Below are 16,684 nucleotides of genomic sequence, written 5' to 3' on the forward strand. Positions count from 1 at the left end.
ACAACTTATGGTTCTATGAAAGTTAAACAAGACCGCCTGAGTGGGTTCCCACAGGCGGTTTTTTTAGCACACTATACTGCGGCGTAAGGGGTGTGTTGTTGATCTGGTTTACGCAGTAACATCATTAAATATACCAAAGCCACACCGGCAATCATGATAAACAATAGGTTATCTGAGTACCTTTGCATCAGCAGTGAAGTCATGGTCGGCCCGGTCAAACTGCCAATGGTATAACTCATCAATAAAGCTTGATTCATCGCGACCAACTCATCAGCACTGACTTTTTCACATGCCCATGCCATGGCGACCGGATAGAGAGTAAAACCGGCACATCCGAGAATAAATAATGCGGGAGCCAGCGCATAGTTACCCAAAATAGCCACACTGCCGAGAATAACAACAAACACCTGAATCCGCAGCACTAGCAAACGACCATAGCGATCAGCCATTTTGCCTATTGGCCACTGGCCAATAATTCCGGAACTGACCAGTAATGCCATCCACCATCCGACACTGGCATCACTCATTCCTTGATGGGACAAATACAATGGCAGCAGCCCATATAGCGAACCTAATAACACACCAGAGATAATACAGCCGTGAATACCTAGCCGTGCGCTACGGCGCTTGAGCATCGGCCAAACGGCTATCGACGATGACTCGCTTCCCTCTTGATGTGAAAAATGAGCAAATAACAGTGGCAGCATTGCTGTAATAACCAATGCACTGACCCAAGGAATAACATTCATTAATTGGGTGGAAACCACCCCCAACAAGAGTTGCCCGGTAACAGTGCCCAAATAGTAAACCATCATGTACGCGGCCAACAGTTGCCCACGGTTGGTTAATGTGCCACTACGCAGCAATGCGCTCTCGACAATCACCCAAATCAGTGCACAGGCGACACCGGCAAAAAAACGCCACCCCAGCCAACTCCAAAAATCGACCGACAGCATCAATCCGCAGGTTGCCAGCGCGAATAAAACACAGGAAAAATGGTAACTACGATTAAACCCAAGCCGTTGGATAAACCGCCCAGCAATTAATGTCCCCACCAGGTTCCCGGTAAAATATGACGAGCTAACCATCCCAACTTGCCAGACAGGCAATTGTTGATGAGATAACCATAAGGGCACTAATGTATTTAAAACCGCGATAGAAATCGTAAACAGCAAAAGCCCACAGAGCAACAGCAGCACCGGGCGAGAATATGCGGACATAATATGACAGAAGCCATCGGGACAATGAAAGTGAGCGCATCATGCCACTGGCGATAAAAAAGTCAATTCCCTCCTAACAGCAGTAGCACGTTATGTTGATTCACAGGTATCAGCCCCCTTGAAATCAACTTTCCAGCCTGTATTAGCAAAAGAAAAAGCGCCCGTAGGCGCTTTTAGCTTGAGAACAAAAATAGGCAGATAATTTACCTGTTTTTATTAACCAATAAACTCTAACCCACCCATATATGGGCGTAATACTTCTGGTACCTGGATACGACCATCAGCTTGCTGGTAGTTTTCCATCACCGCAACCAACGTACGGCCAACAGCCAGACCAGATCCATTCAGGGTATGAACTAAACGGGTTTTTCTGTCTACTTTGCTACGGCAACGAGCTTGCATCCGGCGTGCCTGGAAATCCCACATATTAGAACATGAGGAGATTTCGCGGTAAGTATCCTGCGCTGGCAGCCAGACTTCCAAATCGTAAGTCTTGCTGGAGCCAAAGCCCATATCACCGGTACATAACAGCACTTTACGGTATGGCAGCCCCAGTAATTGCAGAACTTTCTCTGCATGACCAGTCAGCTCTTCCAGTGCCGCCATTGAATCTTCCGGGCGGGTTATCTGCACCATCTCGACTTTGTCGAATTGATGCATACGGATCAAACCACGGGTGTCACGGCCATAAGTCCCCGCTTCAGCACGGAAGCAAGGTGTATGGGCGGTCATTTTCAATGGCAGAGAATCTTCTTCGAGGATCTCATCACGCACCAGATTGGTAACCGGTACTTCAGCAGTAGGGATAAGCGCATAGTTGCTGCTGTCTGATTCTTCTTCCAGGGGCTTGGTGTGGAACAAATCACCACCAAACTTAGGCAACTGCGCAGTACCGTATAAAGTCGCGTGGTTGACCAAATAAGGAACGTAAGTTTCAAGATAACCATGTTTTTCGGTGTGCAAATCCAACATGAATTGTGCCAGTGCACGGTGCATGCGGGCAATTTGCCCTTTCATCACCACAAAACGTGCGCCTGTCAGCTTGACCGCAGCAGCGAAATCCAGACCACCGGCCATTTCGCCCAGTGAAACGTGATCTTTGATTTCAAAATCATACTGGCGGGGTTCACCCCAACGGCTAATCTCAACATTATCGTTTTCGTCTTTACCTTCCGGAACAGAATCATCCGGCAGGTTAGGAATTGACAATGCTAAATCGCGGATTTCGTTTTGCAACTGATCCAACTCGGCCTTAGCTACATCGAGCTTGTCACCCAGTGCATTAACTTCAAGACGTAATGGCTCGATATCTTCACCACGCGCTTTAGCCGCACCAATCAGCTTCGATCGAGAGTTACGTTCTGCTTGCAGATTTTCTGTTTCAGCCTGTAAAACCTTGCGGCGTGCTTCTTGTGCGCGCAACGTATCTACATCAAGTTTAAAACCTCTGCGAGCCAGTTTTTCGGCAACTGCGTCTAGCTCATTGCGCAGCATATTGGGATCGAGCATGCTAGTCCTGTGCTTGTAGTTAAAAATAAAAGATTATTAAAAGAAATATTACCAACGTCAGCAGGGTAACTCACCGCTTAGCCAGTAATTATCCGCTTCATTTTTCAAATTACAGCTGTATTGGCCGCACTCAATAATCCAAGCCACTGACTTATGGATTATCTCCTTTGCGGTCTTCCTGTACCTTGAAATCTATCGGGTATATAGCGCTAACCTTACCGCAACAGCAAGGCTAGCGGTAGCGTTTTATCGGGCTATTTTGATCCCGCTCAGCCAACCATGCCAGCTTTTCACCAATTTTGCCTTCCAGACCTCGGGATGACGGCAAATAGTAGCGCGTGGAGGCCATTTCAGGTGGGAAATAATTCTCACCTGCAGCATAAGCATGCTGTTCATCATGAGCATAGCGATACTCAGCACCCAACCCCATTTCTTTCATTAATTTGGTCGGGGCGTTTCGCAAATGTTCTGGTACATCAAAGTCAGGTTTCTCACGCGCATCCTGCATTGCTGCTTTAAACGCGGTATAAACAGCATTACTTTTTGGTGCACAGGCCAGATAAACAATCGCCTGAGCAATCGCCCGCTCGCCTTCTGCCGGGCCAACACGAGTAAAACAGTCCCAGGCAGAGATAGCCACTTGCATTGCGCGCGGATCAGCATTCCCGACATCTTCCGAGGCAATCGCCAGTAAACGCCGGGCGACGTAGAGCGGATCTCCGCCCGCCGTAATAATACGCGCATACCAATATAAGGCCGCGTCAGGCGCTGAACCACGGATAGATTTATGTACCGCTGAAATAAGATCGTAATAACGATCGCCTTTGTTATCAAAGCGGGCACTTCGCTCACCAGAGACTTCTTTTAGCAAATCAGGGGTTAACACACGCACCCCATTGGCATCTGTTTCTGCCATATCTGCCATCATTTCCAGACTATTTAACGCTCGACGAGCATCACCGCCCACCAATTCCGACATCATGCGGCGGGTTTCATCAGGCAGTTTTATATTCTGACCACCATAACCTCGGCTGCTGTCCGACATCGCTTGGTCGATAACCTTTTCGATATCCGCAGCAGTTAATGCCTTAAGCAAATATACGCGCGCTCTGGAGAGCAAAGCCGAATTCAGTTCAAACGATGGGTTTTCTGTCGTGGCACCAATAAAAGTAATAGTGCCATCCTCAATGTGAGGTAAAAATGCATCTTGCTGGCTTTTATTAAAACGATGCACTTCGTCAACAAATAAAATAGTTCGCCGACCAGCATCGCGGTTCTGCCGCGCGCGCTCAATCGCTTCACGAATTTCTTTAATACCAGAGGTCACCGCAGAAATGCGCTCGACATCAGCCTGGCCGTAACGGCCAATAATTTCTGCCAATGTGGTTTTACCGGTTCCCGGTGGCCCCCAGAGGATCATGGAGTGTAATTGCCCTGCAACGATTGCCCGCGGTAACGGTTTACCCGGTGCCAGCAAATGTTGCTGACCAATATATTGATCCAACGTCAAAGGCCGCATACGCGCGGCCAATGGCTGAAACTCATTTTGGGAAAAATCGAGGGACATATTACTCACGCAAACCTCACTGGCGCTGGTCGTCCAACGTCACACCTTTTGGTAGGGTAAATTTAAACTTGCTGGCGTCTGCTGAACTATTTTGTTGGCCTTTCAGCATATACGCACTGCGCTGCCCATCTTGCTCAACCGCAGTAAAGCTTTTGATGGTGCCTGTTGGCGTCACCGTGATAACAAATTGCTTCAGATTGCCACTCGCACTCTTAGGTGTTAGTTCAAAATCGTCACCTTTCTGCTTCACATTATACTGTTTCCAGTCATCTGGATTATTACGAGTGATAAGCATAAAAGGCGTATTACCTGTTGCATTTTTCAGCCAGGTAGCCGTGGCTTGTTCAACAAATGGGTTGTAAAACCACAGTGTCTCACCATCAGAAATCAGCACACTCTCGTCTGGGGAGGTCATGTGCCAGTTAAATAGGTTGGGCCGTTTTACCCATAACTCACCCTCACCTTCTTGTACTGCCGCACCATCTGCACTGGTGACTTTTTGCGAGAAGTTAGCATGGAAACTGTTGACCTTGCTCAGACGACCTTGCAAATCTGTACTAGCATCGGCCAGAACTGAGCCCGAAATAAAACTCGATAACAGGCAGCAAGCAACAAGCAGTTTTTTCATTATTCTAAATACCTTATAAGATTCATTGCCCCCTAAGAGGGCTGCCACAAAGGCGGATTCAGTGAGTGAACTATATTGTCACTCTATGCGCCGTTTAAGTCTATTAGCGGCTGGCTGAATACATATTACAAACTTATTTTCTACATCCCTGTTTTCTACATCCCTGTTTTCTACAAGCCCATGCACTTTAGCTGAAGCATTCCCTTTGCGTTAGCATATTAGCCTGAGAAATACGGAATTTACGCTTATTTGCATTAGGGCCGCAAAGCGGCCCTAATATGTTCACTACCTCAACACAAGATATTACTCATGGGGAGGCGGGGCTAACACTTCCCGGTTGCCATTATGGCCCGGCGTACTCACAATTTGTTGGGCTTCCATCTGCTCAATAATTCGCGCAGCACGGTTATATCCAATTCGGAACTGGCGCTGAACACCAGAGATAGAGGCGCGCCGTTTCTCCAGTACAAAGTTTACCGCCTGATCAAACAGCGGATCCAACTCTTCGTCACTATCCAAACCAAGACCACCGCCTTCACCCTCGTCACTCCCACTAAGGATGCTCTCAATATATTGAGGACGACCACGGGCTTTCCAATCATTAACCACTGCGTGTACTTCCTGATCACGGACAAAGGCCCCATGAACACGGACTGGAATCGAAGAGTTAGGTGCCATATACAGCATATCCCCCATACCCAGTAGGGATTCAGCGCCACCTTGATCAAGGATTGTACGTGAGTCAATTTTACTGGAAACCGTAAATGCGATTCGGGTTGGAATATTAGCTTTAATCAAACCAGTGATCACATCCACTGATGGGCGCTGAGTTGCCAGAACCAAATGAATCCCCGCAGCACGGGCTTTTTGCGCCAAACGGGCAATCAGCTCTTCAACTTTTTTGCCCACCGTCATCATCAGGTCAGCAAATTCATCTACCATAACAACGATATAAGGCAGTTTCACCAACATTGGCGGTGAGATGTCCATGCTATCGGAAGGTTTCCAGAATGGATCGGGAATTGGCCGCCCCATAGCTTCAGCTTGAGCAACTCGCTCGTTATAGCCTGCAAGGTTACGGACACCCAATGCTGACATTAGCTTATAGCGCCGTTCCATTTCACCGACACACCAGCGCAATGCATTCGCAGCATCTTTCATGTCAGTAACAACTTCGGTTAGCAGATGAGGTATTCCCTCATACACCGACAACTCCAGCATTTTCGGGTCAATCATGATAAAGCGCACATCATCCGGAGTGGCTTTATACAAGATACTGAGGATCATCGCGTTCACCCCAACCGATTTACCAGAACCTGTCGTACCCGCCACCAACAAGTGAGGCATTTTAGCAAGATCGGCGACGACTGGCTGCCCGGCAATATCTTTACCCAACACGATAGCTAAAGGTGAAGGGTTATCGCGGAATTTTGCGCAATCCAGCACTTCGCGCAGATACACGGTCTGACGGCGTTTATTGGGGAGTTCAAGCCCGACATAAGGTTTGCCGGGAATGACTTCAACCACGCGTACCGCGATGGCAGAGAGTGAACGCGCCAAATCACGAGAAAGATTGGAAATGCGTGAAGCTTTAACACCTGGAGCTAAATCCAGCTCAAAGCGCGTAATCACCGGCCCCGGAGAGATACCAACCACTTCGGCTTTTACCCGATAATCCCCTAACCGTGCCTCAACCAAACGGGCTGTCTGCTCCAAAGCAAACATATCGACCGGCTCTTCTTCTTCTGGCGGAGAGGAAAGAAGATCAAGCGTAGGCAATGGCGTGGTCGGCTTGACCAACGGCTGGTCATTGCGCATCAGGAATGGGTGAATCAGGCTGTCCATTGCCGGCACAGGTTGAATGGGTGAAACTGGCTGAACCGGTGCTGCTGGCTGAGCTGGTGCTGTTGATTGGGCTGGTGCAGCTTGCCCTGCATAAGGTTGAGGTGTTACCAGTGGCTTATAGGCCGGTACCTGTTCAGGGTAATCAGGTGCCGGAGTGCTTTGCACCACTGCGGGCTGTACTGGCTCTTCAACATAGGGTGAAAGCGTGAACAGCGGCTCGCGCGGGCTATCATCCACAAGGTCGGCGATTGGCGAGAAGGTAAAAGCATTTCCTGTTGCTACAGGCCGTATTTCTTCGACCGGTGTATGTTCAATAACCTGATGCTCAACAACAGAATTTTCACGATTGCTGTAATGGCCACTGTCGGTTGCAGCATAACGATGCTGCTGTTGCTCGGCAAAAGCTTGGCGCAGTATCGACTCTTGCAAAGCTTGCTCATCTTCAGGCTCCGGCACGGAAAAATTCGCTTCCGATGGTTGCCCGTAACGCTCTGACTGTTGGGCAGCAAAAGCTTTACGCAAGATTGCCTGCTGCAATGCAGCATCATCTTCAGACGCAATATTTGCATCAAGCTGATTTGCCACAATGGGAGGATTTTCGCCCTCTTCTTCGCGTTGCTCACGTTGCTCCTGCTCTGCCATTCGTTGGGAAGGTAACTTAATCCCATAAGATGCCAGCTCACGTCGCGTTGGAATACGCACAGGGTTAGGCCGTGGTAACTCAGGGCCAAGGCCTTGCTTAATTTGAGAACTGCTGTCACTGGTTGCCGTAAATGCGGGCATAAAAGTAGCCGAAGCTGCACTGGCCGCTACAATTTCAGCAGTAGATACAGGACGGTTCGCAGAACCCATCGAGGCCAAAGCATCCGCACTCGTACCCAGCCCCGGATTCATATAAGGCGTGTTTTCTACCTGATCACTATGACGCTGTGCCGCTGAAAAATCGAATGGCGAATGACTGACAGGTTTATCCCATGAACCCAATTGTGGTTCAGGTTTTTCTGCTGGTAATGTGACTGGTGCGGGTGTCGCAGAGGCCACATCTGATGGTAATTCAAACGAATAGAGTGGCGGTATCGTCGCCAAATTTTCAGTTGCTGGCGCGATATAATGGCTAGGCTTGCTATCCGGTTGAACAGAATTTTCTGTGGCAGTTGTCGATAATGAGGGCAAATCATCATTATCTGTAGCACGTAATGTGCTAAATAATGGCTCATAGTTGGTTTCAGCTTTAGCTAAATCGCCATCAACCTGGGGAACATTATCAAGTAAGGGATTAGCCGACGATTCCGTTACTGACGGCGCGGAGAACAAGACATCATCCTCATCAGCTTGGGCAGAGTTTGCCGCCAATGATGTTGCCGCCAACGTACCTACAGCAGCACTGTTATTAGGTATCTCTTGCTCAACTGTGTTTGCATCATCAACCTGATACTCATCATCTTCATCGTCATATCGTTTTTCACGACGTGAGCGATTGGTCATAAATGTCAACGAACCTAAGACGACCCCACCAATTTTCTCAGCAATAACCAACCAAGACCAACCAGTAAAGAGTGTTAAGCCGACAGCCCAGATACAAAGCAACGTTAAGGTGGCACCAACACCATTGAACCATGGCAACATTGCATTACTGAATAAGCTGCCAATCACCCCGCCGGAGGCAAAGTAATAGAGATCATCAATATTCAATGCAGCCAGCCCACATGACGTTAAAATCAGCGCTAATGTGCCAATCAGTCGCAGTGAAAGTGCAAAGTAATCAACATATTCGCTGGCATCGCGCTGGCGGAAAGCAGCCCAGCACAACATCACCATAATGGCAGGAATAGCATAGGCCAGAACGCCAAAAGTGAAGAACAGCGTATCGGCCATCCAGGCACCAACGCTCCCTCCAAGGTTATGGATTGGCTCATGCCATGAGGTCTGGGACCAACTCGGGTCCGAAGGATTGAAACTGAGCAGCGCGGCCATCAGGAACGCTGCCAAAATTGTTACCACAATCAAAACCGCCTCAAGCACACGACGCCCACTGCTGAGTTTTTTCAGAGTAACTTCTTTATCTTCTGTATATTCCTGGCTCAAGAAAGGCTCTCCAGGTTCCTGTTAATTAGTCTGAGCAACAACGCCGAGAACCCTCTCGGCGCTGAAACTGTATGGATAAACAGGAGTGTAACCAAATTATTCTGGTTTTGCACCTGCCTGTTTACCGCGTTTTAATAACGAGTCGGTTACTCTGCTTCACTTCTTCCATTACCACATAGGTACGGGTGTCATTCACGCCCGGCAGGCGAAGCAAGGTCTCACCGAGTAAAGTACGGTAAGCGGACATATCAGGTACACGGGTTTTCAACAAATAGTCGAAATCACCGGAAACCAAGTGACACTCTTGAATTTCCTCAAGATTTTTCACAGCGGCGTTAAATTGCTCAAACACATCCGGAGCACCACGATTCAGAGTAATCTCAACGATAACCAGCAGTGATGCATCCAAATACTGTGGATTAAGCAGTGCGGTATAGCCATGAATGAAGCCCTGACGCTCTAAACGGCGAACCCGTTCCAGACATGGTGTTGGTGATAATCCTACTCGTTTTGAAAGCTCAACGTTAGAGATGCGCCCATCCTTTTGTAATTCATTCAGGATGTTACGATCTATACGATCAAGTTCTTTCCCCGGGCGTTTTTTATTATCTATCATCTTATAATCTCTCTTAATTTCCTTGAGTCTGCGACACACTCTAATCGTCAATAGATTCAGAGCCTGCGACAAACACCGACCCGCAGCCTGTTTTATGCAAATATATCAATACGTTGTTATCTCACACCCTGTCTGTCCAACTGTATGCGAGGTTCTCGATGATTATTAGCGTTGAGGAAGAGATAGCGCATCACGAACAACCGCAAAACATCCCCCCTGCGATTGTTCGAGAACATACTCCACATGCCATCCAGTATTAATCGAAAACATTCCAGGGTTTTCGCTTGGCATCACTGATGCCAAATCTGAAATTATGACGCGCAGATAATTTCTTCTTCCTATGATGTTTTCGCAAATGCACAGCCGATTGTCAAAGTAAAAGAAGTTAAATCAGTAGAACGTGCCAGAATTAAAATCTCTGCGCCCTTCTCTTACCTATTTTTTCATCGTTTTTTGGCTATAAAATGGTGCAACCCGACATCGATAGATAGCCGGTGTTTTTTGATGTTATTGGCTTGCAAGCCACATTTATTATGGGGTTAAAGACTTTTGGCGATATTTTGTTAATAACGTAAAAAATCAATTTTGGTCTAATTTATAGTCAGTTCGATTTCTTTTACTGGCTAACTGCCGATTCTTAATACATTTAGTTCGTTAAATAGGTATTGCCTATCAAACAAATCGCTAGCAACATTTTTCCCTGCTTTTTTTAATGCTCGATTTTCCCTACAATCGCTAACATTGTCCGCCATTGTGGGAAAGAGGTATTCATGAGCACGGTTAAACATAGCAAATTAATTATTTTGGGTTCTGGCCCAGCAGGTTATACCGCGGCAGTTTATGCAGCACGCGCCAACCTGAAACCTGTATTGATTACCGGCATGGAAAAAGGCGGTCAATTGACCACCACTACTGACGTAGAAAACTGGCCGGGTGACCCGGAAGGTCTTACTGGCCCGGCGCTGATGGAACGCATGCATGCCCATGCAGAAAAATTCGAAACCGAAATTCTGTTTGACCATATCAACAAAGTTGATTTGCAGAATCGTCCATTCCGACTGTTTGGTGATGGCGCAGAATATACCTGTGATGCACTGATTATTGCGACAGGTGCATCTGCGCGCTATTTGGGCATGGAATCTGAAGAGGCGTTCAAGGGTAAAGGGGTTTCTGCCTGTGCAACCTGTGACGGTTTCTTCTACCGTAACCAGAAAGTGGCGGTTGTCGGTGGCGGTAATACCGCGGTTGAAGAAGCGTTATATTTGGCAAACATCGCCGCTGAAGTTCATTTGATTCACCGTCGTGATAGCTTCCGCTCAGAAAAAATCCTCATTACCCGTCTAATGGAAAAAGTGAAAAACGGCAATATCGTGCTGCACACTGACCGTACATTGGATGAAGTCCTGGGTGATGAGATGGGGGTTACAGGCGTGCGCTTGAAATCAACCAAAGGCGATGAAACCGAAGAGTTAGCCGTCGCGGGTGTTTTCATTGCTATCGGCCATAGTCCTAACACTGCTATCTTTGGCGACCAGTTGGCGCTGGAAAATGGTTACATCAAAGTGCAGTCAGGCATTCAGGGTAATGCAACGCAAACTTCGATTCCTGGCGTATTCGCGGCGGGCGATGTTATGGACCATATCTATCGTCAGGCAATTACTTCTGCGGGTACCGGTTGTATGGCTGCACTGGATGCAGAGCGCTATCTAGACGGGTTAGCGAACGATAAATAATCTTCTTTAACATTAACTCTATGCCTTGAACTCGGGCAGGTATAATGCATGCGGGCAGCTAACAAATATGTAGCTGCCCGTTTTAATTTATGTTTTTGTTCTTTTTACATATCGTTATGTCAATGAAAAACAGCAAATTATTGATGTTCACTAATGCGGTAATAATCACAAGCATTAGGGTTTCACCTCATGGCATGAAGAGGTAATATTGCCCCTCGCTGGTTTGCAGCCTTCAATGGCAACAAACACTTTTTGCTATTTCCCAGTACTCTGCGCAGACAAATTGCCTGATGAATAAAACACGACAGTATGAGTTAATTCGTTGGCTGAAAAAACAGAGCGCCCCCGCGCAACGTTGGCTCCGCCTGTCTATGTTACTTGGCCTCTTCAGTGGGTTATTGATTATCGCTCAAGCATGGGTATTGGCCACCTTGCTGCAATCTTTGATTATTGACAAAGTACCGCGTGCGGCATTAACCGCTGATTTTGGGTTACTGGCAGGAACCTTTGCCTTACGTGCCGTGATCAGTTGGCTACGAGAGCGCGTTGGATTTATTTGCGGCATGAAAGTGCGGCAACAAATTCGCAAAATGGTACTGGATCGATTAGAACAGCTTGGCCCCGCATGGGTTAAAGGTAAGCCCGCCGGAAGTTGGGCAACTATTATTCTGGAACAAATTGAAGATATGCAGGATTACTATTCTCGCTATCTCCCGCAGATGTATTTAGCGGCCCTTATTCCAGTGCTGATTCTCATCGCCGTCTTTCCAATCAACTGGGCAGCAGGTTTAATCTTATTTGTCACAGCGCCCCTGATCCCCTTGTTTATGGCCTTGGTTGGAATGGGTGCTGCTGATGCTAACCGGCGTAACTTTGTCGCACTGGCCCGTTTAAGTGGTAATTTCCTCGATCGCTTACGCGGTTTAGATACTCTGCGGTTATTTAACCGTTCCAAAGCAGAAACCGACCAAATCCGTGAGTCCTCAGAAGATTTCCGCCGCCGCACCATGGAAGTGCTGAGAATGGCATTCCTTTCCTCTGCAGTACTGGAGTTTTTTGCCGCTATTTCTATCGCGGTGGTTGCGGTTTATTTTGGTTTCTCCTATTTGGGGGAGCTGAATTTTGGCAGTTATGGTATTGGCGTAACACTTTTTGCTGGCTTTCTCGTCCTAATTTTAGCGCCAGAGTTTTTCCAACCCCTGCGAGATTTAGGTACGTTCTACCATGCTAAAGCGCAGGCCGTCGGTGCCGCAGAATCGTTAGTGACTTTTTTGAGCAGTGAAAGTGAGGATATTGGTCAAGGCGATAAAGTATTGAGTGGCTCCGATGCCATCTCCCTTGATGCTAATGCATTAGAAATACTCTCCCCAACTGGCACCCGCCTGGCCGGGCCACTGACATTCTCCCTACCTGCGGGTAAGCGAGTTGCCATCGTTGGCCTAAGTGGTGCCGGTAAAAGCTCATTGCTTAATCTACTATTGGGCTTTTTACCCTATCGCGGTTCAATACAAGTCAATGGCGTAGAATTGCGCGAACTGAACCCACAAGTTTGGCGTAATCAGCTAAGTTGGGTTGGTCAAAATCCACATCTTCCAAAACAGACGCTGAGAGCCAATATAATACTGGGCCAACCTGATGCTGATAATAACCAGCTGCAACTGGCGGTTGAACGCGCTTATATCAATGAATTTATCAATGACCTCCCACAAGGATTAGATACTGAAGTTGGAGACCATTCTGCCCGTCTTTCTGTCGGCCAAGCCCAGCGCGTTGCTGTTGCCAGAGCACTACTAAACCCATGTCGTTTATTGCTGCTGGATGAACCCACCGCCAGCCTTGATGCCCATAGTGAGCAGTTGGTGATGAAAGCATTGGAAGAGGCGTCCCGCCAGCAGACCACTCTGCTGGTCACCCACCAATTGGAAGACACACTGGGATATGACCAAATATGGGTAATGGATAATGGCCTTTTGATACAACAAGGCGATTATTCCAGCTTAAGTCAATCGACCGGCTCATTTGCCAATCTGCTGTCCCATCGCAGTGAGGAGCTTTAATCATGCGCGTACTTCTCCCCTTTCTGGCGCTGTATCGCCGCCATTGGTTTCTGATTTGTCTGGGTATGGTATTGGCGATTGTCACTTTACTCGCCAGTATCGGTTTACTTACATTATCAGGTTGGTTCCTTGCAGGGACGGCAATTGCTGGCCCTGCCGGGTTATATACCTTTAACTATCTGCTACCGGCAGCGGGAGTGCGAGGTGCTGCAATTACTCGAACCGCAGGCCGCTATGCCGAGCGAGTTGTCAGTCATGACGCCACATTCCGTGTGCTGGCACATCTGCGGGTATTTGCATTCCAAAAAATTCTACCGCTTTCCCCTGCGGGCATTGCTCGCTTTCGTCAAAGTGAGTTGTTGAACCGCCTGGTTGCAGATGTCGATACACTCGACCATCTCTATCTACGGGTCATATCACCGCTAGTAGCGGCCATTGTCATTATTGCCGCAGTAACATTTGGCTTAAGTTATCTCGATATCAATTTAGCGCTAACACTGGGTGCCATCCTGCTCGGATTGTTATTGTTAGTTCCACTGATTTTCTATCGTGCAGGCGCGCCTATCGGCCATGATTTGACCGACTTACGTGGGCGGTATCGTTCTCAATTGACTTCTTGGTTACAAGGGCAGGCCGAGCTGTTGGTATTTGGTGCGCTACATCGATTCCGAATTTCACTGGAAGACATTGAGCAGCGCTGGATGCGTCGCCAAAAACAGCAAGCGTCTTTGGCGGGTTTGGCACAAGCTTTAATGATTCTAGCTTCGGGCCTGACAGTCACGTTAATTCTCTGGTTAGCGGCTGCTGGGATTGGTGGAAATAGCCAACCGGGTGCCTTGTTGGCTCTGTTTGTGTTCACCTCTTTAGCGGCGTTTGAAGCGCTGCTACCGGTGGCCGGTGCTTTCCAACATTTGGGGCAAGTCATTGCATCTGCAACCCGTGTTGGCCAATTAATGGAACAAAAACCAGAAGTGACATTCCCGGTTAGCGGCCCAGCACCAGCACCACAGGCAGCGCTAGAAGTGACAGCATTGAGTTTTACATACCCACAGCAGCCTTTACCTGTTTTACAGGACATATCGCTATCACTGGCCGCAGGGGAGCATATTGCGCTACTGGGGCGCACCGGCTGTGGTAAATCCACACTATTACAGTTATTAACCCGAGCCTGGGATGCCAATCAGGGCACTATCACACTGAATGGCAAAGCATTAGCCAGCTATGACGAAGCCACATTGCGCCAAATGATGACCGTGGTGAGTCAGCGTGTGCATATTTTCAGCAGCACATTGCGCGAAAATCTATTATTAGCCTGCCCAAGTGCGTCCGATACACAGCTTAAAACCGCATTAGAACAAGTTGGTTTAGCCAATTTGCTGGATAACAGCGAAGGGTTAAATGCTTGGATGGGAGATGGCGGACGCCCACTGTCTGGTGGTGAACAGCGGCGTTTAGGTATTGCTCGTGCTTTGCTGCATCCAGCGCCGCTTTTGTTGCTTGATGAGCCTACCGAGGGCTTGGATGCAGAAACCGAACAGCAGATTCTGGCTCTCTTGCGTCAGCATTGTCAGCAAAAAAGTCTGATTCTTGTCACTCATCGCCTGTATGGGCTGGAATACATGGACAGAATCTGCGTGATGGATGGCGGGAAAATAGTCGAGCAAGGCAATCATCAAAGTTTATTACAGAACAAAGGGCGTTATTACCAATTCCATCAGCGGCATTGATACCAGCCGCCTATGAGCAATCAAGGCGGCTAGACACAAGCATGAGATTAATTAGTTTGCAGCCAACTTTAAGTAAAGCGGCTGAAAACACAGCAGTATTGTTTCTTTTTGATGATTATACTTAAGGTAATTAGCTTTGTTGGTAGGCCACTCGCGCATAAAGCTCGATGAACATACAGGTGTAATGCCCACAACCAGTAAGTCATTTTGTGACACATCGACCAGCAGCAGAGTTGAATACGACTTGCTGCAACTTCGATGCCTCATTAAAGAATAGAAACTAAGAAACTAAGAAACTAAGAAACTAAGAAGTGCAGAGGCAAGGCTTAGGGATGGGCCGACTTACTGAGAGCAGCGAATCTGCCTGCAACTTCAAACACGAAAGATATGGCCTGTAAGCGTCACTAAGGGGATTTATGCGTATCACACAGCTCTCATCTCAATCATTCGCATTCCCCTCACCTGAGCTGGCTCTGCGCGAACCAAACGGTTTGCTGGCACTCGGGGGAGATTTATCTGCCTCTCGTTTAATGGCTGCTTACCAACGTGGGATTTTCCCTTGGTTCAGCCCAGGAGAGATGATTTTATGGTGGTCTCCAGATCCGCGAGCTGTATTATTCCCAGAAGACTTACATATCAGCCGGAGTATGCGGCGTTTTTTACGTCGTTGCCCTTACCGTTTTACCCTTAATCATGCTTTTGAGGATGTCATCCGCGCTTGTGCCTCACAACGTGATGAAGGAACCTGGATTGGCGAAGAGGTACAGCAAGCTTATTGCCAACTGCATGCTTTGGGTCATGCACATTCAATAGAGGTTTGGTTGGAAAATGAGCTGGTTGGTGGTGTGTACGGAATTGCTGTCGGGAAATTGTTTTGTGGGGAATCCATGTTTAGCCGGGCAGACAATGCTTCAAAAAGCGCATTAATGGTTTTTTGTCATCATTTTACCCTTCATGGTGGAGAACTGATTGACTGTCAGGTCCTCAACGCTCACACTGCGTCGCTGGGTGCAATTGAGATCCCACGCAACTTTTTTTTACAGCAGTTGAGTCAACTCCAGTTTAGTCCACTACCGGCTGAATGCTGGCTACCGCAATCGTTGAATTTTTCATCCGCGATGCAGTAGCTCAACCGTTGAAAAGAACCCCACATTAGGCTTTATCCCCCTCTTACCGGCAGACTAATTTTGCTGAAATGGTGCGATGACCGCCAACACTTCTTTACATAATGTGGGTTTTTCGGCATTATCTTGCCGGTTAAAAACTAAGGTAGTTACACCTAGAGGATTCGATGGCCAAAGAAGACAATATTGAAATGCAGGGCACCGTTCTGGATACGCTGCCGAACACCATGTTCCGCGTTGAATTGGAAAACGGGCACGTGGTAACCGCTCATATCTCCGGTAAAATGCGTAAAAACTATATCCGCATCCTGACGGGTGACAAAGTCACTGTAGAGCTGACCCCGTACGACCTGAGCAAAGGCCGCATTGTCTTCCGTAGCCGTTAATCGGCTAACCTATCGCAAGTCAATGACTCGCGAGCTCTGAGGATGTAGTCCCCCTCCGGCGCCCTCCCATTTATGGATAGGGCGTTTTGCGTTTTCTTTTATTTGTCGATTAAGTGCATATTCGTCGTCGCACAAATTAATCATCGCGCAAATAAAAGTGAAATGCGCAAAGTAAAAACAAAAAGGG

The 16,684-nt window shown here is 47.8% G+C and carries 11 protein-coding genes; 5 read left to right on the plus strand and 6 right to left on the minus strand.

Annotated features, from left to right (window positions below; all coding sequences use genetic code 11):
* Positions 1-71: 71 nt before the first annotated feature.
* The 6 genes from YROHD0001_RS15020 to lrp all read right to left on the minus strand — a co-directional run bounded on the left by YROHD0001_RS15020 (position 72) and on the right by lrp (position 9,470).
* Entirely contained in the window at positions 72-1,220 is a 1,149-nt protein-coding gene (locus YROHD0001_RS15020) for an MFS transporter (RefSeq protein WP_004713338.1), read from the minus strand.
* Between the two features lie 216 nt (positions 1,221-1,436).
* Positions 1,437-2,729: a serine--tRNA ligase gene (serS, locus tag YROHD0001_RS15015; RefSeq protein ID WP_004713339.1), complete on the minus strand. Its 1,293-nt coding sequence runs from the start codon at positions 2,727-2,729 to the stop codon at positions 1,437-1,439.
* A gap of 232 nt (positions 2,730-2,961) precedes the next feature.
* Positions 2,962-4,305, minus strand: coding sequence for a replication-associated recombination protein A (locus tag YROHD0001_RS15010; protein ID WP_032816012.1), 1,344 nt, complete (start codon positions 4,303-4,305; stop codon positions 2,962-2,964).
* 7 nt (positions 4,306-4,312) lie between these two features.
* On the minus strand, positions 4,313-4,924 hold the full coding sequence (lolA, locus tag YROHD0001_RS15005; RefSeq protein WP_004713341.1) for an outer membrane lipoprotein periplasmic chaperone LolA: 612 nt from the start codon (positions 4,922-4,924) through the stop codon (positions 4,313-4,315).
* A gap of 303 nt (positions 4,925-5,227) precedes the next feature.
* Entirely contained in the window at positions 5,228-8,854 is a 3,627-nt protein-coding gene (locus YROHD0001_RS15000; protein WP_004713342.1) for a DNA translocase FtsK, read from the minus strand.
* Between the two features lie 121 nt (positions 8,855-8,975).
* On the minus strand, positions 8,976-9,470 hold the full coding sequence (gene lrp / locus YROHD0001_RS14995) for a leucine-responsive transcriptional regulator Lrp (RefSeq protein ID WP_002211340.1): 495 nt from the start codon (positions 9,468-9,470) through the stop codon (positions 8,976-8,978).
* Positions 9,471-10,240: 770 nt separating this feature from the next.
* Between lrp and trxB the strand changes: the two genes are divergently transcribed.
* From trxB to infA, 5 genes are all read left to right on the plus strand, one after another.
* Positions 10,241-11,203, plus strand: a complete 963-nt coding sequence (gene trxB, locus YROHD0001_RS14990; RefSeq protein WP_004713343.1) for a thioredoxin-disulfide reductase — start codon at positions 10,241-10,243, stop codon at positions 11,201-11,203.
* A gap of 290 nt (positions 11,204-11,493) precedes the next feature.
* Entirely contained in the window at positions 11,494-13,260 is a 1,767-nt protein-coding gene (cydD, locus tag YROHD0001_RS14985; protein WP_004713345.1) for a heme ABC transporter permease/ATP-binding protein CydD, read from the plus strand.
* A 2-nt stretch (positions 13,261-13,262) separates the two neighbouring features.
* The gene (gene cydC / locus YROHD0001_RS14980; RefSeq protein WP_004713346.1) at positions 13,263-14,987 is read left to right on the plus strand and encodes a heme ABC transporter ATP-binding protein/permease CydC; all 1,725 of its coding nucleotides are present in this window, start codon (positions 13,263-13,265) and stop codon (positions 14,985-14,987) included.
* Between the two features lie 416 nt (positions 14,988-15,403).
* Positions 15,404-16,114: a leucyl/phenylalanyl-tRNA--protein transferase gene (aat, locus tag YROHD0001_RS14975; protein ID WP_004713347.1), complete on the plus strand. Its 711-nt coding sequence runs from the start codon at positions 15,404-15,406 to the stop codon at positions 16,112-16,114.
* Between the two features lie 164 nt (positions 16,115-16,278).
* On the plus strand, positions 16,279-16,497 hold the full coding sequence (gene infA, locus YROHD0001_RS14970; RefSeq protein WP_002211347.1) for a translation initiation factor IF-1: 219 nt from the start codon (positions 16,279-16,281) through the stop codon (positions 16,495-16,497).
* Positions 16,498-16,684 lie beyond the last annotated feature (187 nt).

Origin of the sequence: Yersinia rohdei ATCC 43380, from assembly GCF_000173775.1 — a bacterium.
Classification (GTDB): Bacteria; Pseudomonadota; Gammaproteobacteria; order Enterobacterales; family Enterobacteriaceae; genus Yersinia; species Yersinia rohdei.